The organism is Companilactobacillus nuruki, assembly GCF_002872255.1.
GTDB lineage: Bacteria > Bacillota > Bacilli > Lactobacillales > Lactobacillaceae > Companilactobacillus > Companilactobacillus nuruki.
Window position 1 is genome coordinate 15697 of record NZ_NIPR01000001.1, and the last position, 20197, is coordinate 35893.

Below are 20197 nucleotides of genomic sequence, written 5' to 3' on the forward strand. Positions count from 1 at the left end.
TGCTAATGTTATACATAATCTGTTATCATTTATCCTAGAAATTTAATAGAAAGCAAGGAATACTGATTGAATGCACTCGTAAATATGTACGGTCCATTCTTCGATCTTCATAACTGGGCAACTGTTATCGAATCGGGGGAAGATTGGTTAATTATCCTATCTTTAGTAGTGATGGAATGTATGTTATCTGTAGATAACGCCGTTGTTTTAGCTGCCCAAACTCAGTCATTACCCAACAAAACTGAGCAAGAAAAATCATTGTTCTATGGACTCTTTGGAGCCTATATTTTCAGATTTATTGTAATTGGTCTAGGAGTCTATCTCATTGATTTCTGGTGGATAAAGGTTCTTGGTGCTGGTTACTTATTCTATCTCTTCATTGATCATTTCTTTATTAGTGGTAAGAAAAAGATCGATGCTAATCCTAAGAAACCACAGCCAAGTGCTTTGGAACGGCATTTACATATTTCTCGCTTCTGGCAAGTAGTTATTTCAATCGAACTGATGGATATTGTTTTCTCAATTGATTCAGTGCTTGCTTCCTTAGCAGTCTCAAGTAACCCGGTTATCGTTTTGATCGGTGGTATGATTGGTATTTTAGCCATGAGAGGTATCGCTGAAATGATCATGGGCTTAATGAGCAAGATTCCTGAATTAAATGGTATGGCTTACTTTTTAATTCTCTTCATTTCCATCAAACTCTTCTTATCAATCCCCGCTATTGATATCGAGATTCCTAACTTAGTCTTTGTTGGAGTTCTAGTGGCTTCAATTATTGTAACTTTGATTATTCATCAAATTCATAATAATCAGGCTCCTAAATCGAAAAAGTAATTTAATCTAAAAAATTGATCCCTATAAAGGTTTAACTTTATAGGGATCAATTTGACTTCATAGAATTATTTACCTCATTCATGATGGATTAATGGGCATTCATGATATATTTATTCTTTGTATTATTAAATAGATATATATTTGGCTTGTAAACAACAAATGGGGTGAAAAAATGCGTATCTTCTTTGGGATTCTTATAATAATTTTAGGTGGTTGGCAAATGTACGCTACTACTAAATACTTTCAAAACCTAAAAACAGCTGGCAATAAATCAACCTCAATATTCTCTTTGGCAGCAGTTTATTCTTCATTTTTCTTAGCAATAATTTTCATAATTATTGGATTAGCTACTGTTTTTCATTGGTTTTAAATATTTAAAAAAAGTCTGTATTGATATCAACTGAATTCTATTCGAACACAGTTGGATAATCAATACGGACTTTTTATTTGCGATATAATATAGATTTCCATTAGTACTTTGATCCAACTTAGAAATTACTAATTCTACTTATTTTGCAATTTAGAATGTTTCAAACCATAAACAAAATATACTACTATTCCAATCAATATCCATACACCAACACTGATTTTTGAAATGGTTGGCAACATCAATAGGAAGTAAAGACTGGCTAGCCCTGCTAAGATTGGCAAAACTGGATACAAGGGCATCTTGAATCCATCATTAGGAATATCCTTTCGTTTTCGTAAACGAATAATTCCAAAGGAAATAAATACAAAGGCTAATAACGTTCCAGCGTTAATCAATGACGTTAATTCGGTCAATGGTACTAACCCAGCGAAGAAGGCCTGAACAACCGTGGCTACAATTACAGCATTACGAGGTACAGAGAATTTTTCATCAACCTCACCCATTTTTTCTGGCAGCAAACCATCTCGACCTAACGCATAAACTAAACGTGACCCTCCGAAGAACATTGTTAACAATGAAGTAAAGATTCCTACTAATGCTCCAACAGTGATTAACTTATTCCACGTATCAAGGTGAACTACCTTCAAAGCATAAGCAGCTGGATCATCTACATTCAAATCTTTATAGTTAACAATCCCTGTTAAAACAAATGAAAAACCAACATACAAAATAACTGCTACGATAACTGTTCCTAAAACTCCACGAACAACATCTTTTTTGGGATTAATAGTCTCAGCCGAATTAGCTGCCAACGCATCGAAACCGACAAAGGCAAAAAATACCGTTGCAGTGGCCGTTGAGATTCCCCCCATACCAAATGGTGATGTATGAAATTGTTTAGGATAAAAAGGAACATAATTACTGGTCTTAATATAAAAGGCTCCCACAATAATAAATAAAACAATAATAATAACTTTAACTAAAACCGCAACATTTTCAACTTTCTTAGAAAGACTGGCACCTTGCAGAATGATAGCAGCAATTATTAGAACTATTAAAGTGGCAGAGATATTGATAACTCCGCCTTCTAAAGGCCCATTAGCCAAAAATTTTGGCATCGAAATACCAAAGGCACCTAAGATATTGTTATTAAAATATGATGCAAAACCGACTGCTTCAGCAGAAACTGTTAGGAAATACTCTAGTATCAAAGCCCATCCTAAAATCCAACCAATTATTTCACCATAAATCACTGCACCAAATGAATAAGCTGAACCGGCTACTGGCATAGCTGATGAAAACTCCGCATAAGCCATACCTACAAAACCTGATACAATTGCTGCAATCAAAAATGCAATTGTTACTGCTGGACCCGCGTGCAAAGCAGCTTCATGTCCAGGCAAAATGAAAATACCCGTTCCAATAACCGCACCGATTCCCAAGGCTAATAAATCTTTAGCCCCTAAACTCTTAGTTAGACGTGAATCAGCTTTTAAGTATGTGGTAACTGATTCTTTTTTAAAAACGTTTTTCATGATCATACTCCTCAAAACTGCATAAGTATACTAAGTCTCAAGTTTACTACAATTATTTTCATGAAAAAAGATATTTTGTATATAAATAATATACAATTGTTCAATTTTTATTTACAAAAAAGAGATTATGAATTTAAAAATTCATAATCTCCTTTAATTGTTGTCATCTGTCCGGTATTTTGTTGGCGCATACCCAGTATACTTCTTAAATGTTTGACTAAAATAACTCAACCTAGTAAATCCTAGAGCATCAGAAATATCTTGAACACTCTTATCTGACTCTTTCAATAGAATCATCGCCTTTTGAATCTTTCTGGCATTCAAATAAACCGAGAAGCTCAACCCGGTTTCACGTTTAAATAATTTACTAAAATAATAATCCGACAAATAAACTTTATTTGATACCTGATCCAACGTTAAACGCTTATCCAGATTACTATCGATGAATTCTATAGCAGAAATAATTGATTCGTTAGACGTAGACATTCCCTTAATTTGTTGGAGTGCTTCGCCCTCACTATCCTTCAAATCTCCAATGGCTTCGTCAACATCCATTGCATATTTAACAATGAAGTTATCTAGACCCCGATTTCCGATAATCAATTTAGAAACATTCTCTATCAGGTACTTCAAATACGTAACTTGGGTTTGAAGTCTTTGCATCGCATTAACATGATCCGACCCACTACCATTCTCAACATCCTGTGCTACACAAACCTTCCCAACACGTTGATTTATTGTAGCAATTCTTATCGGTGCATCTGCATATTCAATTTTATACTTATACTTATTAACGCTTAATTTTGATAAATCAGTCATTTTATTCATCTTTGTCAAAGTACTGCCTTCTGACAATTCACCGAATATGCCTGTCTGTAAATGATCATCATTCCCCAAAACAAAGACAGCAACATCGTTTGTCTGTGCATAGGACTGTAACAGGTGTATCAGCATCTTTTCATTACTTGATAATAAAGACTGTAAATCAAACTCTTCCATAACCGTTTGCCAACCAATCAACGATATTTAAACTTTTGAATTTAGATATTCCATTAGTACTACTGCATCATTATGTTCTTCATCTTTGGCACTGTATAATATAAGGACATCCTGTTTTTTTAGAGCTTTCCTTAGCTCTGTTAAAAATTCCTCTGTATATGGATTTCCTTTAATTTCAGCTAAATACTTTTCCTTAAATTCCGCATATTTTTCAGGATCATGTCCAAACCACTTTCTAAGATCAGCTGAAGGAGCAATTTGTTTTGCCCAGAGATCAAGACTAGCTCTAACTTTAGACATTCCTCGTGGCCAGAGACGATCTACTAAAACCCGATAACCATCTGGTAATTCTTTATCATAGATACGTTTTAAAATTAGTTTGGTCATTATTTATACAAACCTCTTTTTATTAATTTCATTGTATCATACCACCTAAGGTTATTTTTTCCTGATTTTTGAGAATTCTAGCACTCGACAATTCAGAGTGCTAATTTCTTGAAATTTTGGATGGGCTGGTTTTATAATGTATTCGTAATCAAGGGAAAGGAAGTAATGTAGTATGACAAACGAAATTATGGATCGTAATAATTTAATGAGAAATTGGTTCAACAATGACTCTTGGATGAACAATTTTCCATCCATATTTGATAACAATTTCCCAGACGATTCAACTCTAAAAACTGATATTAAAGAAACTGACAAAAACTATGAAGTTCATGTTGATATGCCTGCTTTTGATAAGAAGGATATTGATATCAATTATGAAAATGACGTTTTAACAATAAGCGGTCATCGTGATAGCTTTAATGATCACAATGATAAGAATGGCGACATGATTATGAGTGAACGCTCAAGTGGTCGCTTCATGAGACAATATCACTTGCCAGCCGTAAATACTGATAATATTTCTGCATCATATGATAATGGTGTCTTGAAGATTGATCTTCCTAAATTAGAAAAGAAAGTTGATTCAAGCCATCACATTGATATCAATTAACTAATTTTTTAATATCAATTAAACTTTGATTTTTAAGGGAGTCCAATTCCTATATTTTAGGAGATTGGACTCCCTTTTTTTGAAATATGAACTTATATTTGTTAACTTCACAAAATCTTCACATTTTATAAATATATAATTCATAAAGATTAAGTACTATATTAATTGTAGATGAGAGATGTAATCAATCCCTTTTCTCACCCCCTATAACATATATATTTAATCCCCTAAATAAAAACACCTTTCCCCGAGGTGTTTTTTTATGTATTTTAAGCTCAGTTGGTAGTAGTTCTCTCAAAAATAGGCTATACTATTAGATGCAGAGTGGATTTTATCCACTCCGTGGGATGCAGCACTTACGCTGCAAAGGACAAAAGAATTTATAAAATTAAAAGACTTATCAACTTGGGCTATCCAAGCTTCAAATGCTTATAACAATAAAACAATAATTTTACGATAAGCCTGTAATCTATAAACCGTAGAATAAGAGCCAATAACTCTTTTCTCATCCCCCCTATAACAATTTCATCCCCTAAAAAAAGACATCCTTCCCCAAGGATGTCTTTTTTGTATGTATTATTTTATGATTTCACCACGTAAAATAAATTCAGATGGTACCTCTTTTTTTACAATACCTTCTTCAAAGATTGACCAAAAGGCATATTCACCAATTTCAGTTAACTGGTGATCAATAGTAGAGAAGTTCATCAAACGACTATAATCCAAATCTTCTTGACCAATAACAGGAATTTCTAAGCCCCTTGCTTTCAATTCCTTTAAGGCTCCCGCAGCAACTTGATCGCTATTAGCGAAAATTATTTTTAGTTTTGGATCTTCTTTTAATAAATATTTAACTGCTTCTTGTCCATCACTAAATACTTGTGCCCCCATAAATAAATTCTCAGAGGCTATTTCATGACCAAAAACTTTTTGATAAGCCGACTTAGTCAATTTGGTTGATTGGCTATTTTGTTCGTTACGACTTGCCGTAACGCCAATATGTTCAAAATTTAATTTTTTTAACAATCCAAAGACCTTAATAAAGGATTCTTCACGATTAGTATAGGCACAAGAAATTGGATAATTAAAAGTATCCTCACAACAAGTGATATTACCATAACGTTTATATTCGAGTATTTTATCAAACGAAATAGATCTAGATGTAAAAATTAATCCATCAAATGCCTGATGCTTTAGCATTTCTAAATACTTAATTTCGCTTTCTTCATTATAATCAGATGGCAATAATGTAACCTGATAATCTTCTTTGAAGGCCGCTTGAGTAATAGCTGAAATAAGCTTTTGGAAATATGGGACTTTTAAATATGGCAAAACTACACCGATCGTATAGGTCTTACCTGTACTTAATGCTCTAGCAACATCGTTTGGATGGTAATCTAATTCTTTTATCGCATTCAAAATATCTTGTTTGGTTTCTTCAGCCACATAATTCTGATCATTAAGGACTCTTGAAACGGTTGAAACTGAATGACCTGAAAGTTTAGCAACATCACGAATATTAGACATTTTCATCACTCCCTTTAGATTGTTAGCTTGCTACATCTTAAAATATCGACTTTTTTATAATAAAATGTAAAATTCATAATTTCTTCACATTTTCAAAATAATTGGTTCACACTTATTCAGTATAGTATTACTTGTAGATGAGAGATAAGAAATCTCATCTCATCCCCCCTATAACATATATATTTAATCCCCTAAAAAATAAAAGAACACCTTCCCCGGGTGTTCTTTTTCTTTGCGCTATTTTTCTGCCGAATGAATGGCAGCTGCCTTGAACATTAGGTTATCAATTTCAATATTCTTAAAGCCTATATCCTGCATTATTTTTGCAAGGTATTTGATACTAACAAATTTATTAACAGAATCATCCAAATACTTATACTCTTTGGGGCTTTTAGCAAAAAGTTTCCCCATCAAAGGCATCAATTGATCGAAATACACTTTCCATCCAAATTTAATTATCGGTGTTTCAACTTTAAATGCTTCAAGACAGACTAGTTGACCACCTGGTTTTAGTACCCGATAAATCTCAGCCAATACCTGAGAAGCATCTGGTACATTTCTAAGACCAAAACCAATTGTTACAGCATCAAAACTATTATCATCATAAGAGAGTTGCATTGCATCGCCAATTTTCAAAGTAATATTTTTTACTTCTGATTTGCCAACCTTCTGTTGAGCAATTTTTAACATCTCTTGACTAAAATCCATTCCAATTATTTGGGCATGAGGATACCTCTTAGCTAACATAATAGTCCAATCAGCCGTTCCACAACATAAATCCAAAATTTGATTAGGATGGCTATCAATCTTTGCAGTAGCTTGGCGACGCCACTTTTGATGAGTTCCTAAACTCATAATTAAATTCAATTTATCATAATTACTAGCAATATTATTAAAAGTCTGTTGTACATCTTTCTCTGGAACTTTATTGGTTAATCCCATAGTTTGCCTCTAATCCAGACTATTTACACGTCCATAATAATTTAAATATTTGATGCCGCTGTTTGAGATAGTATATTTAGAAACTCCTGCATTATCGGGTTGAATAATGTTAGAAATATTTTGGGCACCAGTGACTACTTTTAAAAATGATCGACTTACAAATCCGTGACATACGACCATGATTTTTTTGTTACCCTTTTTTGCCATATCGTCCATAAAAGCTTCAACGCGTTTGTAAACATCAGCGTATTCTTCGCCATCTTTAGCATACTTGGTATAGGCTGGCAATAAATAACGATTCTCATCAAAGGCGTCAGGGTATTTATCATGCAAATCAGCTTCTTTAAGCCCATCCCATGAACCATAATCCGCCTCGTAAAGACGCTTATCTTGCTTAATTTCATGGATCCCTTGGTTCAAAATTTCAGCCGTTTGCATAGCGCGTTTCATTGGACTTGAATAAACTTCATCAAATTTATTAATATCAATATGTTTTTCTAATTCTTCAACTTGTTGTATTCCCTTGGCATTTAACGGCTTGTCAGTAGACATACCATTGATACGTCCCTCATAGTTGGTATCCGTCTCACCATGTCTTACAATGTATAATTCAACCATAAAAATCTCCTCTGTGTTAGCGCTTCAAATTACATACTTTTAGTATTTCATTATTGACTTTGCATTGCAACTCCATTATAGTGAAAGCAATCAAATACGATCCTTTAAATATTGGTCCCGTGAGGCTAGTAAGGAAACACGTTCAGTCTTTTATTTCGCATACACGGGATAGGGGACTATTTTTTTGCAAAATTTCTAATCGGGGAGATGTTGATTTTGGATACAAATGACAAGAACTACCGTAACCCAGATGCGGTATTGGACGTTTATGAAAAACCACCGTTAAGCAGTTGGGCCTTTCTATCATTACAGCACTTATTCTCAATGTTTGGGGCCACGGTTTTGGTCCCATTACTAGTTGGACTTGATCCAAGTATTGCTTTATTCAGTTCAGGTGTTGGTACTATTATGCATATTTTGATCACACACCGAAAAATTCCTGCTTATATGAGTTCTAGTTTTTCATTCATTGTACCGATGGTCTCTTTAATGAAGACAGTTGGATACGCCGGCGTTGCTCAAGGTACTATTGCCGTTGGTTGTGTGTACTTAATAGTTTCAGTTATCGTTGGTTTTGTAGGATCAGGTTGGATCGACAAGGCCTTACCGCCTATTGTTGTTGGTCCAATAATTATTGTTATCGGTATGTCTGTTGCCGGCTCTGCGGCTGATAATGCCATGATGAATGGTTCACATTATGATTTAAAATACTTCGGTATTGCCATGTTTACATTATTCTTAACAGTTCTTTTAAACATGTATCTTCGTGGTTTCTGGAGTAATATTGCTATTCTTTTGGGTATTGTTGGTGGTTACGTTCTTTCTATTGTTTGTGGTATCGTTGATTTTTCAAAAGTTGCTTCTACCCCTTGGTTCAAATTACCTGCTTTTGATTTAATGTTTGTTAACTATATGCCTCATCAAATATATTGGGGAGCAATACTAAGTTTTGCGCCGATTGCTTTTGTTACAATGGCTGAGCACTTGGGGCATATCATGGTTCTTGATGAGTTGACTAATCGTGACTTCTTTAAAGATCCAGGCCTTCACAGAACTTTAGCTGGTGATGGTACAGCTTCAATTATTGCTGCTTTCTTAGGTGGACCTCCTATTACATCTTATGGTGAAAATATTGGCGTTATGGCCGTTAATAAAATTTTCAGTGTTTACGTTGTTATTGGTGCCGCCGTCTTTGCTGCATTGTTTGGTTTCGTAGGTAAATTGAGTGCCTTGATCCAAACCATTCCTGGACCAGTTATTGGTGGTGTCAGTTTCATGCTTTTCGGTGTTATTTCTTCAAGTGGTTTAAGAATCCTTGTTGATAACAAAGTTGACTTCAACGAAAAGCGTAACTTAATGATTGCATCAGTTATTCTTGTTATCGGTATCGGTAACGCCTACCTACAAATGGGATCTTTCCAATTCACTGGTGTTGGTGTCGCTACCGTAATCGGTATTGTTCTTAATTTGATCTTACCTAAACATGCTTTATCAGAGAACTGGGATTCTGACAAAGATAAATGGGAACGCGATAAGAAAAAAGCTTAAGTAACATGCCTTAAAAGTTTATAATTTATTCCACTTAAAAATAGGACGATTAGTAATTGTACTTTAATTACTAGTCGTCCTATTTATCTTAATGTATATCAGCTAGATTATTCCAATTGAGCTGATAACTTAGCTATTTGTCTTTTTATCTTCTGTCCGTAATCAGTATCAGCAACCGTTTTTCTTTCTGAAGAATGTTCCACGATCTGCTTATCCAACACTACATCTGACATATCTTCAATAACCTTCTGACGATTAATAAATGGTCTAAGCGTCTCTAGCCGCATACCATAAGAATCAAATAATAAAGCATATCCACCAATATCACTATCCTTAATCGAATCTGATAATCCATTAACCAAGACTATCTTTTTATTAGCCATAATAGGAGCGTCCTTTGAAATAGATGTATGTCCATTCACAATATGACCACGGCTATTTATATCAAATTCTTTTAACAGCTTATCGGCAAACCATTCATTGTGACATAATTTATAGAAGGGATTGAATTCTTCTTGCTGTAACTTTTCATCTTTTAAGAAATAACGCTCAAAAGTTGCCATCTTATTCTTACCAAACAATGGCGAATTTTTGCCCTCCCAGAGAAACCATATAAAGTCAGAATTAAAACAGTCTCCAGTCGTTGGGTGATGCATTCCATCTTTTAGAATATACTCAAAATAATCCAAGAGATTTTTCCCATAGTACTCTCGACCATCAATTTTCCACTTTAGAAAATTACCATCATTATCAACTGGTACACAACCATGAAATAGTAAATTATCATTATGCTTCAAGTACATTGAACCATTATCAGCCATAAACCACATATGTTCATTTAATTTAGTAGAATGCGTAAATTGATTAATCAAATCAATAATTACTGTTTGTTCACTATGAGTAATTTGATAAGGTTTAGCCGGATTAACTGATTGAAAGCAACCATTTTCAATTTGATAATCATGACCATTTATTGTTACCTTTTTCTTATCTAGGCTTAGCTTATCTAATAACAAGCGGTCATCCATATCAAACTCTGGACGACGTTTTATTGCCTGTCCTTCAAGTTTAAATTGCATGATCGTGGCAGCCTGTTGAACACAATTATCAATATTTCGTTCTTGATCGGTTACATTAGCCGAAGTGATTTTAGGTTCAAAATTTGGTAATGGGACATAACGATTAGTAGCAAATTTTATCATTGAAGTTAAATCTATATCATAAGCATTTTTCAACAATGCTAAATTATGATAACGAGCACTAATTCTGATAAGGTTTAACATACAAAGCTTTGAACCGGCCATGCTTCCCATCCACAAAATATCATGGTTTCCCCACTCAAAATCAAAGTTTTGCCAGCTTTCACTTAAATGTTTAATTATTAAATTAGGATCTGATCCTCGATCATAAACATCGCCAATAATATGAATTCTTTCAATAGCCAATTTTTGAACTGCATGACACATTGAGATAATAAATATATCACTCATATTCAGATCTATTAAATTCTTGATCATTTCTCGATAATAGGCGATTTTATCAGCAGCAGCAAAGTCTTCAAAAACTAATTCCTTAGTAATATCATGAAATCTACTATCTAAAGCTTGATCTACAATATGACGCGGGTACTTATTAGAAACATAGCGGACAACTTCGATCAAACGATTAATGGTGTCCATGTACCATTGTTCCGCTTCATCTGGATCAACATCTTGTTTAGATTTTTGAAGAACCTCTTCTGGATAATAGATCAAACAAACCAATTTCTTTTGATTGACCAGTGTTAAACGTCCGTTAAATAATTCTTCTACCTTTCGACTGACATTTCCGGCCCCACTACGAATTATATTTAAATATTTATCATTATTACCATGCACATCACTAATGAATGCTTCTGTACCCTTGGGTAAACTCAAGACTGCAGACAAATTAACAATTTTTGTTTTTATTTCATCGAAGTTCGTAAACTCATTCTCCATAATAAACCTTCCCCAAAAGTACAATGCCATCATTGTGATAGCGTATACAATTGAACTATACCAAATCATTAAGTTAATTCCAAGTATCCCAATTATATTTGAGTTAGAATTATAGTTATAGGAGGTTAGATAATGAATTTTAAATTGGATTCTACCGTAACTTTGAATAATGGTGTTAAAATGCCTCAATTAGGTTTGGGTGTTTGGAAAGTCAACAATACTGGTGCTTCTCAATCAGTTCAATGGGCATTAAAACATGGATATAAAGCTATTGATACTGCTAAGCAATATGGTAACGAAGCTGGCGTAGGCGAAGGATTACAAAAAGGTTTAGCAGACAATGGTCTCAAACGTGAGGATATTTTTCTCACAACCAAAATCTTCAATGGTGATCAAGGCTATCAATCGGTTTTGGATAACTTTGAAGGCCAATTAAAGAGATTGCAAACAGACTATGTAGATCTACTATTGATTCATTGGCCAGTAAATGGAACATACTTAGAAACATGGCGTGCTCTTGAAACAATCTATAAAGAAGGAAAAGCTCGTGCTATTGGGGTTTCAAACTTCAATATTGCTAGATTATCCGATATTTTAAAAATCTGTTCTATCAAACCAGCTGTTAATCAGATGGAATTTCATCCTCTTTGCCAGGAAGAAGATATCAAAAACTTCTGCGATGACAATAATATTTATCTTGAAGCATGGTCACCACTTGGTGGTGGAGCTGTCCTTGGTGATTCCAGATTAAAGACAATTGCCGATAAATATAATAAATCTGTTGCCCAAGTAATTTTACGTTGGGATTTGCAAAGAGACATCATTACAATTCCTAAGTCAGTTCACGAAGCTAGAATTACTCAAAATGCCGATATTTATGACTTTGAATTGAATGACGATGATATAGAAGAAATTAATGGTCTTGACGTCGAAAAAAGAAGTCTCTGGTATGGTGACTTTTCATGGAGTGGCAATCCTGAGGGGTATGTCGATTCTGTTGAGGTTTGGGACGATACCGATAATTTTAATAAGTAATTTATATTTAAATAAGCTCAACGTCCTTAATGTGGATGTTGAGCTTATTTTTATTGAAAATATTTAATATCATTTAACATCTACAACGATGTCTCTTGAAGGTTAGCAATCGCTCCATCACTAAAGTTTAAAGGATTTTGCTTATTATCTACCAAAAGACCAGATAAATTATATTCATTAATCATACCAGTAAATTTTTCAATCCTCGTTGAAACTCCAACATTGGCCCATACATCAGCATCAACTAAACTATTGCTGATTACAGTTGCTTGTTTGACTTCACTTTGGTTCATATGAATAATACGTTCGCCTGATTGACTGCTTTTGGAAGTCGCAATAGCACCATCTTTTAAATAATATGTCGCAATTACTTCATTAAAGTTATCTGGATTTTTAATTTCAATTCTCCATCTAAAATCAGATTTTTGCTTCGTTGCTAACTTCATACTACTGTCGCCTTTCAGAAAGACACCTTCTATTTGTGGGTCTTTAAGTAACGGCTTCAACAATTCATCAAAAACCCTTTCAATTGCCCATCCTTTTATCAACCCAGTTGGATCAAACCTTCCTGCAAAATACGGAGTAAATATACCATCTGTCATCTGTTCTGCTAAAATGGATTGAGCATAAACCGATTGAAACTCAGAAGAGTCTAATAAAGGTTGACGATCACCTCGCTGGAATCTTGAGACCAATGATTCATAACGAAAAGGTGAAAAATCTAAATCAATCTGATGTAACTTCGAATCAATTCTCTGAGTAACAACCTTCAACTGTTCTCTAACAATATCATCTGGACCGGTTGTTGCTAATTTGATGGTAAAGGGAACATCCATTTGATTAATAATTTGTTTTGGGAAAAAATATTGCTTTAATTGTGTTTTCATTTAATTGCCTCTTGTTTGATCTTGACTTGTAGCTTTAAAATTTGTTCATTTACTTTACTTAATGTTAAGTATAAAAATAATATTTGAATTATCTATGATTATATTTAGAAAAAAATGTACAAAAAATGATCTGCATAACGTCGTTATACAGATCATTTTTTAATAGCAATTTTATCTGAGAAACCATCACGAAAGTTTTCCATGCCAGCATATTTATCAACAATCATACCAGTTAAATGATACTTCGAAATAAATTCGGGGAATTTATTAGTTCCTGAAGAAATACCCGCATTAGCCCAGATATTAGCATCTAAAGCATTGCTGCTAACAATAGTAACTTGCTCGATATTACTTTTTTCATTTCTTAAACTACGACGTTCATTAGTAGTTGAAACAGCACCATTCTGTAGGAAATATGTTGCCAAGAGAATATCAAGATTCTTGGGATCTTTGATTGCTACCCTCCATCTAAAATCGATATTGGGTCGGCTAGCTAACCTGACATCTTCTCCACATCTTAATGATACACCGTCAATTCCATCATCATTTAATAATGCCAAAAGATAGCGATTAAAAATTTTATCAATCATCCAACCATTAAGTAACCCGATAGGATCATATTTGCCATTGAAATATGAACTAAAATAATGATGTGTCATTTGTTCAGCAGTTATAGTTTGTTCGTACACTTCTCTAAAAACTTGGGAGTTCATTAGTCCCATTTCTTCACCGTTTTGAAACTTTGATAGCAAAGAATTATTATTCTCTAATGAAAATGTTTTATCATATTCTTGAATATTTTCAGAAATCTTATTAACTGTTTCATCAATAATTTTTTGATCAATTAAATCAGGATTGGGAGTAGCTAATTTTATTTCAAATGGTAAATCAAACTTGTTTATTACAACACTTATATACTTATATTCGGACATATTTTTCACTCCTTATCTAAAAAAAATACGTATGCTTATCTAAATTTAAAGATAAGTATACGTACCAAATGTGATGAAAATATGACTAAACTTTGTTATTGATTTGAAAATTCATTAAGCTGTTTCTTTATTGGAATTTAGCAAAAGATTTAAAATAATTGCTGAAAAACTACCGACAACCAAACCGTTATTCAAAATAGTTTGAACGGTTGATGGCAAGAAATGTAGCAGAGTTGGTTGAACCGTTACCCCCAAGCCCAAACTGATTGAAACGGCCATAATCATAATATTATTATTGTTCATCTCAACTTTAGTTAACATCTTAATTCCTTCGATACCAACTGTACCAAACATAATCAACATGGCTCCACCAAGTACCGCATTAGGAATCAATTCTGCTACTGCACCGACCTTAGGAATCAAGCCCAAGATAATTAACAAGAATGCTGAGAAATAAACTGGTTTATTTTTCTTAATTCCTGATAATTGAACAACGGCAACGTTTTGCGAGAAGGTTGAATATGGGAACGTATTAAAAATACCGCCTAAAATAGCAGCCAAGCCTTCAGAAGCATAACCACGTTGTAAATCATTTTCACTAAGCTTATCTCCAGTCAATTCCGCTAGAGCATAATAAACACCGGTCGATTCAATCATACAAGTCAATGCAGCCAAGAGCATAACCAATATGGAGGACCATTCAAATTTAGGAGTTGCAAAGTAAAATGGTTGAGGAATCTGGAACCAATGTGCTGTTCCAACTGTCTTAAAACCAATCTCACCCATACCAATTCCCATTAAGTATCCGACAACAATACCAATCAAAACTGCAATCTGTTGAATAAACCCACGACCCCAGATACTAATAACTACAATAATTAATGCTGTAGAAAATCCTAAAATCAAATTAGTTGGATTACCAAAACTTTTAGCGGCAACATTACCACCGCCAATATTTTGGAATGCTACAGGTACTAAAGTAAATCCGATCAAAGTAATCAATGAACCTGTAACAACTGGTGGAAAGAATCGTTTTAAGTTAGCAAATAATTTTGAAACTAACATAATAAAAATACCTGCAGCGATAATAGCACCATACATATAGGCAATCCCAAAATGATGTCCAATGTTTTGTAACGGCGTTACATATTCAACGGCAGATCCTAAAACAACTGGCAAACCTATCCCAGTTAGTGGTGTTCGCTTGATTTGTAATAGCGTCGCCACTCCACACATAAAAATATCTACTGAGATTAAGTATGTCATTTCTTTAGCGCTGAATCCCAAAGATGTCCCAATTAAAATGGGAATTAAAATATCTCCAGAATACATCGCTAAGAGATGCTGAAACCCTAATAACAGATTTTTTATAAACGAATCGCTCCGTTCGTTCGTGTTTATATCCATTATTGCCCTCCTATTGTTAAGAAAAATTATAGCATTATTTCAGAAACTTATTAATGATTATCTATGATAAAATGAAGACAATATATATAGGAGGAATTCTTAAAGATGAATAAAAATCATTTGGATGACGCTTGTACTACTATTTTAGTTGGTAAGAACGCCAGTTTAGATGGATCAACAATGATTGCTAGAAATGATGATACATTTTTTGCCGTTGCTCCACATAGTTTCGTATTAAACCCTGCCGTTAAGGGTGAAAAAGGCCGTAAGGTTAAATCATGGCTAAATGGATTTGAATCAGAGGTTCCTGAAAATGGCTACAAATGGCCTGCTGTTCCTAATGTAGATTACAAGAAGTTCGGTTACTATGACGAGAGTGGTATCAATGGTAAGAACGTAGCAATGTCAGCTACCGAAAGTACTTATGGTAATGAACGTGCCTTAGCCTTTGATCCATTAGTAAAAGATGGTATGGATGAAGATGTCATCGTTCGTATGGTTCTTCCTTACGTAGATTCAGCTAAGGGTGCTGTACAACGTACCGGTGAACTTATTAAGAAGTTCGGTTCACCTGCTGGTAACTCAGTTTTATTCAGTGATAAAGACGATGTTTGGTACATGGAAATCGTTACTGGTCATCACTGGGTAGCTCAAAGAATTCCTGATGACAGTTATGCCGTTTGTGCTAACCGTGTTTCAATTCAACAAGTAGATTTCAACGACCCCGCACAATTCATGTGGTCAGATGGTATCCAAGAATTTGTTGAGAAAAACCACTTGAACGTTGACAAAACTGGATTTAATTTCAGACATATCTTTGGTTCAGACAATCTAAAAGATCGTCACTATAACACACCACGTGTTTGGTTCGGTCAAAAGTATTTCAACCCAGAAATCGAACAAGATCCTGAAGATGTTGATCTACCATTCATCAGAACAACTGATCACAAGATCTCTGTTGACGATATCGAATACGTCTTAGGTTCACATTACAACGAAACTCCTTATGATCCATACAGTCCATATGCTTCAGATGAAGATAAGCACCGTTATCGTCCAATTGGTTTGAACAGAACTCAAAACTCACACGTTCTTCAAATTAGAAATGACGTCCCTGAAGAATATGCAGCTATTATGTGGCTATGTATTGGTTTCCCAACTTTCACACCATACATTCCATTCTATACAAATATGAATGAAACTGATCCTTCATATAATGATGCTTCACTCGAATTCAATTTCAAAGATGCATACTGGATGTATAACGCTCTTTCAGTTCTAGTTGAATCAAACTATACTGAATTTATTCAAGACGATGTTGACTATCTAACAGAAGTTCGTCAAGACCTCCGTATGGCAGTTGCCGAAACTGATAAATTAGCTGCCGATTATTCTGGCGAAGAATTAGTTCAATTCTTAACTGATCGTAACCAAAAGGTTGTTAAAGAAATGCAAGACAAGGCTCACAAACTATTTGGTGATCTTTACACTAAGGGTATCAACATTTCTAAACTTACATTTAATATGGATGAGAATCTATAAAAGAAATACATAAAAATCTATCAAACAGCTTAAATAGTTGCTTGATGGATTTTTTTTGTATAGTATTTTCACTGAAATTATCCCTGATGGATAATCATAATGAAAATTTATATTATTCGAAGTTTTATTATGGAACCGATTTTTAACAAAATGACATCTGCTGGATATCATGCTATCGAAAAAGAAATTGTAGAATTGAAAAAGGCACGTCCCAAAAAAATCGAAGCCTTAGCCGCTGCTGCTGCACTAGGTGATCGATCTGAAAATGCAGAATACACTACTGCCAAGCAAGAATTGGGGCGTCTAAATGGTCGCCTACATTATCTAAATAAACAACTACAATATGCCAATGTGGTTCAACCAGCCAATAATGGTAAACTAGACATTGGAAAATTTGTAACAATTGAATTTATGGATGATCATGATAAATTAACTTATCAACTAGTCGGTAAGCAAGAAGCTAATTTGGATCAAAATAAGATTTCCTTCACATCGCCAATTGGAAAAGCCTTATCAAATCATGTCATTGGTGATTTAGTGAATGTTGAATCTCCTGATGGATCTTATGAAGTCAAAATTATTGATATTAGTTTGAATTAACAACTTTTTATGCCAAAAACAACTTTATGAAAAAATAAATATATTGTGTACCACCATAACAAAAACTAGTATTAACAATATATCTATTCCATACCTTTTGGTTTAAACGTCATGATATCAAAAAAATAATAGTCAAAACTAAATCGTGACGGGTATAATAGTTCTATTAGTTTTTAGGAGGATATTTTTAATGGATGAAAGTAAAAAGATAGCCAAAAAAACTCTGGATCGGGGTTTCTGGTTAGCCTTTTGTGCTTCTGCTCTCTGGGGAATCTCTGGTACAGTTTTACAAATTGTAGCTAAGAATTTAAACATCCCCGCTATGTGGTTCATAGCTACAAGAACAACTTTTGCAGGGATCATTTTATTGATAGTGGGACTTATTGTTCTACCTACAAAAGATTTCTTTGCGGTTTTTAAAAATTGGAAAGATTTATTAACTTTAGTATGCTTTGCTATTTTTGGTTTGTTGGCTAATATGTTTACCTTCTTTCATGCCATAAAAACAGGTAATTCATCAACCGCTACTATTTTGCAATATTTATCACCCCTTTTTATAATGATTGGGGCAATTATGTTCACTAAGAAAAGAACCTCTCGTGTCGATGTAATATCATTTATATTAGCATTGATAGGTGTCGTTTTAATGATTACTAGAGGTGATATTGGACATCTATCTATTCCTGTTGTATCAGTTCTTTGGGGTATCGGAAGTGGAATTACTGCCGCTCTATACGTTACAATTCCTCAAACTTTGATTGCTAAATATCATGGAATTTTGATTACTGGTTGGGGTATGTTAATTGCTGGTATCATCTCTAATTTATTCAGCCCAATTTGGGTAAATCCACCTAAAATGACAACAACAAGTATCTTGGGTATTGGTACGGTTATTCTAATTGGTACAGTTTTGGCATTTTTGCTTATGGTAATAAGTACAAAATATACAACTGCAGCTATCATTAGTATCACTGATGCTGTTCAACCCTTTACAACACTTGTATTAAGTATTATTTTCTTACATTATTCTGTTAATCTAGCTGAGGCTATTGGTGCCATCATTGTTGTTCTTGCAATTTATGTTCTTAATAGATATGATGCAAATTAACTTTCTCATCATTAAAAACCATCTAGCAAATTTTTAATTATTGCTAGATGGTTTTTTTTTATATAAAAATTAAATTTCTGCTTTCTTTTATTTTCAAAAGCGTTATGCTTAATAGCAACAATTATTAAAAAATACTAATTTTATGAATATTTTTTAATAAATACGAAAGAGGGATTGTATGAAAATTTACTTATACGGAGTCCGCGAGGACGAAAAAGGCTATATTAAAGAATGGGAGAAGGAACATAAAGATATTGATATAGACTTTACACATAAAATTTTTGACAACAAAACTGCTGATTTAGCTGAAGGTTCAGATGGAGTCGTTCTATTGCAAACACAAGCTTATCCAAAGACTGCTTTGAAAAAACTACAAGACTTTGGAATTTCTAAGATTTCAGTTCGTAATGTGGGATTAGATGGTTTTGATTTCAAAGACCTCCGTGATTTGGGATTTTCATTAACTAATGTTCCAGTTTACTCGCCTAATGCTATTGCTGAACACACAATTGGTTTAACATTAAGATTATTACGTCGAGTTCCAGAATTTGATCAGAAGTTTGCCGATGGTGATTTTAGATGGTTCCCTACCATTGGTGAAGAAATCAATGGTAAAACTGTTGGAATAATCGGAACTGGTCACATTGGGTCTGTGGTTGCCCGCATTATGATGGCTATGGGTGCCAATGTTGTGGCTTATGATATTAAACCAAACCCTTACTTGGAAAATTTAGGAATCTACGTTGATTCAATCGAAGATGTTCTAAAACAAAGTGATATCATCACGCTGCATACTCCACTTGCCAAAAAAGATTTACATATGATCGATAAATTGGCCTTCTCAAAAATGAAGGACGGCGTCATATTTATTAATGCTGCCCGCGGCGGCTTAGTTGACACTGATGCATTGATTGCTGCTTTGGATAGCGGCAAAGTTGGTGGAGCAGGATTGGATGTTTTGGAAAGTGAGAATGATGTTTTCCAAAAGAAGTTCGACACTATTAATGACGTTAAAGACCCTCAATTCAAAGCTTTGATCAATCGTAAAAATGTTATTATCACTCCACATACAGCCTTTTATACTACAACCGCAGTACATAATATGGTATTTGATTCCTTAAATGATAATTTAAAAATGCTACAATCAAAGGCCCCTAAATATCCAGTTGATATTAATGTTGAATAATTATTCTATTCAAAAATTTTAGCCATACAACAAAATTGCTTATATTGATATTATTTACGAAATCAATATAGGCTATTATTTTGCCCTTAGTGCATTTCTTTGAAACATTTCCTCAACTCTGATTAAATAAGATTGTAATCTCAAAGGAGGA

Annotated in this window: 19 protein-coding genes; 9 read left to right on the plus strand and 10 right to left on the minus strand. The window is 33.9% G+C overall.

Translation table 11 applies throughout. From position 1 onward, the window contains the following. The first annotated feature begins 66 nt into the window (after window positions 1–66). Both CBP76_RS00090 and CBP76_RS00095 read left to right on the plus strand, forming a co-directional pair. The gene (locus CBP76_RS00090) at window positions 67–834 is read left to right on the plus strand and encodes a TerC family protein (protein ID WP_102194891.1); all 768 of its coding nucleotides are present in this window, start codon (window positions 67–69) and stop codon (window positions 832–834) included. A gap of 172 nt (window positions 835–1006) precedes the next feature. Beyond that, entirely contained in the window at window positions 1007–1204 is a 198-nt protein-coding gene (locus CBP76_RS00095; protein WP_102194892.1) for a hypothetical protein, read from the plus strand. 134 nt (window positions 1205–1338) lie between these two features. Here the strand turns inward: CBP76_RS00095 and CBP76_RS00100 are convergent, their stop codons facing one another. From CBP76_RS00100 to CBP76_RS00110, 3 genes are all read right to left on the minus strand, one after another. Further along, entirely contained in the window at window positions 1339–2739 is a 1401-nt protein-coding gene (locus CBP76_RS00100) for an APC family permease (RefSeq protein WP_102194893.1), read from the minus strand. A 153-nt stretch (window positions 2740–2892) separates the two neighbouring features. Continuing rightward, window positions 2893–3759, minus strand: a complete 867-nt coding sequence (locus tag CBP76_RS00105) for a helix-turn-helix domain-containing protein (protein ID WP_245865508.1) — start codon at window positions 3757–3759, stop codon at window positions 2893–2895. Between the two features lie 6 nt (window positions 3760–3765). Continuing rightward, complete coding sequence (locus CBP76_RS00110; protein ID WP_102194894.1) at window positions 3766–4125, minus strand: DUF488 domain-containing protein; 360 nt, start codon at window positions 4123–4125, stop codon at window positions 3766–3768. A 172-nt stretch (window positions 4126–4297) separates the two neighbouring features. On the opposite strand from CBP76_RS00110, the gene CBP76_RS00115 reads away from it, so the two are divergent. Then, on the plus strand, window positions 4298–4735 hold the full coding sequence (locus tag CBP76_RS00115) for an Hsp20/alpha crystallin family protein (protein ID WP_102194895.1): 438 nt from the start codon (window positions 4298–4300) through the stop codon (window positions 4733–4735). Between the two features lie 576 nt (window positions 4736–5311). Here the strand turns inward: CBP76_RS00115 and CBP76_RS00120 are convergent. The 3 genes from CBP76_RS00120 to CBP76_RS00130 all read right to left on the minus strand — a co-directional run bounded on the left by CBP76_RS00120 (window position 5312) and on the right by CBP76_RS00130 (window position 7822). Then, window positions 5312–6262, minus strand: a complete 951-nt coding sequence (locus CBP76_RS00120) for a LacI family DNA-binding transcriptional regulator (protein ID WP_166667130.1) — start codon at window positions 6260–6262, stop codon at window positions 5312–5314. A gap of 237 nt (window positions 6263–6499) precedes the next feature. After that, window positions 6500–7204 (minus strand): bifunctional demethylmenaquinone methyltransferase/2-methoxy-6-polyprenyl-1,4-benzoquinol methylase UbiE, encoded by a 705-nt coding sequence (gene ubiE / locus CBP76_RS00125; RefSeq protein ID WP_102194897.1) that lies wholly within the window; start codon window positions 7202–7204, stop codon window positions 6500–6502. A gap of 9 nt (window positions 7205–7213) precedes the next feature. Beyond that, entirely contained in the window at window positions 7214–7822 is a 609-nt protein-coding gene (locus CBP76_RS00130; protein ID WP_102194898.1) for a histidine phosphatase family protein, read from the minus strand. A gap of 216 nt (window positions 7823–8038) precedes the next feature. Here CBP76_RS00130 and CBP76_RS00135 point away from each other — a divergent pair, with 216 nt between their 5' ends. Next, window positions 8039–9370: a uracil-xanthine permease family protein gene (locus CBP76_RS00135; protein WP_102194899.1), complete on the plus strand. Its 1332-nt coding sequence runs from the start codon at window positions 8039–8041 to the stop codon at window positions 9368–9370. A gap of 107 nt (window positions 9371–9477) precedes the next feature. On the opposite strand, the gene CBP76_RS00140 is transcribed toward CBP76_RS00135, so the two are convergent. Then, window positions 9478–11349 (minus strand): fructose-bisphosphatase class III, encoded by a 1872-nt coding sequence (locus tag CBP76_RS00140; protein ID WP_102194900.1) that lies wholly within the window; start codon window positions 11347–11349, stop codon window positions 9478–9480. A gap of 132 nt (window positions 11350–11481) precedes the next feature. Between CBP76_RS00140 and CBP76_RS00145 the strand changes: the two genes are divergently transcribed. Then, on the plus strand, window positions 11482–12384 hold the full coding sequence (locus CBP76_RS00145) for an aldo/keto reductase (protein ID WP_102194901.1): 903 nt from the start codon (window positions 11482–11484) through the stop codon (window positions 12382–12384). 80 nt (window positions 12385–12464) lie between these two features. Here the strand turns inward: CBP76_RS00145 and CBP76_RS00150 are convergent, their stop codons facing one another. The 3 genes from CBP76_RS00150 to CBP76_RS00160 form a co-directional block, all read right to left on the minus strand. Next, complete coding sequence (locus tag CBP76_RS00150; RefSeq protein WP_102194902.1) at window positions 12465–13271, minus strand: FAD:protein FMN transferase; 807 nt, start codon at window positions 13269–13271, stop codon at window positions 12465–12467. Window positions 13272–13423: 152 nt separating this feature from the next. Next, on the minus strand, window positions 13424–14203 hold the full coding sequence (locus CBP76_RS00155; RefSeq protein ID WP_102194903.1) for an FAD:protein FMN transferase: 780 nt from the start codon (window positions 14201–14203) through the stop codon (window positions 13424–13426). Window positions 14204–14317: 114 nt separating this feature from the next. Beyond that, on the minus strand, window positions 14318–15610 hold the full coding sequence (locus CBP76_RS00160) for a nucleobase:cation symporter-2 family protein (protein ID WP_102194904.1): 1293 nt from the start codon (window positions 15608–15610) through the stop codon (window positions 14318–14320). Window positions 15611–15715: 105 nt separating this feature from the next. Here CBP76_RS00160 and CBP76_RS00165 point away from each other — a divergent pair, with 105 nt between their 5' ends. The 4 genes from CBP76_RS00165 (at window position 15716) to CBP76_RS00180 (ending at window position 20046) form a co-directional block, all read left to right on the plus strand. Next, on the plus strand, window positions 15716–17152 hold the full coding sequence (locus CBP76_RS00165) for a C69 family dipeptidase (protein WP_102194905.1): 1437 nt from the start codon (window positions 15716–15718) through the stop codon (window positions 17150–17152). 129 nt (window positions 17153–17281) lie between these two features. Next, window positions 17282–17752 (plus strand): transcription elongation factor GreA, encoded by a 471-nt coding sequence (gene greA / locus CBP76_RS00170; RefSeq protein ID WP_102195051.1) that lies wholly within the window; start codon window positions 17282–17284, stop codon window positions 17750–17752. A 190-nt stretch (window positions 17753–17942) separates the two neighbouring features. Further along, the gene (locus tag CBP76_RS00175; RefSeq protein WP_102194906.1) at window positions 17943–18860 is read left to right on the plus strand and encodes a DMT family transporter; all 918 of its coding nucleotides are present in this window, start codon (window positions 17943–17945) and stop codon (window positions 18858–18860) included. A gap of 178 nt (window positions 18861–19038) precedes the next feature. Next, on the plus strand, window positions 19039–20046 hold the full coding sequence (locus CBP76_RS00180) for a D-2-hydroxyacid dehydrogenase (RefSeq protein ID WP_102194907.1): 1008 nt from the start codon (window positions 19039–19041) through the stop codon (window positions 20044–20046). The last annotated feature ends 151 nt before the right edge of the window (window positions 20047–20197 follow it).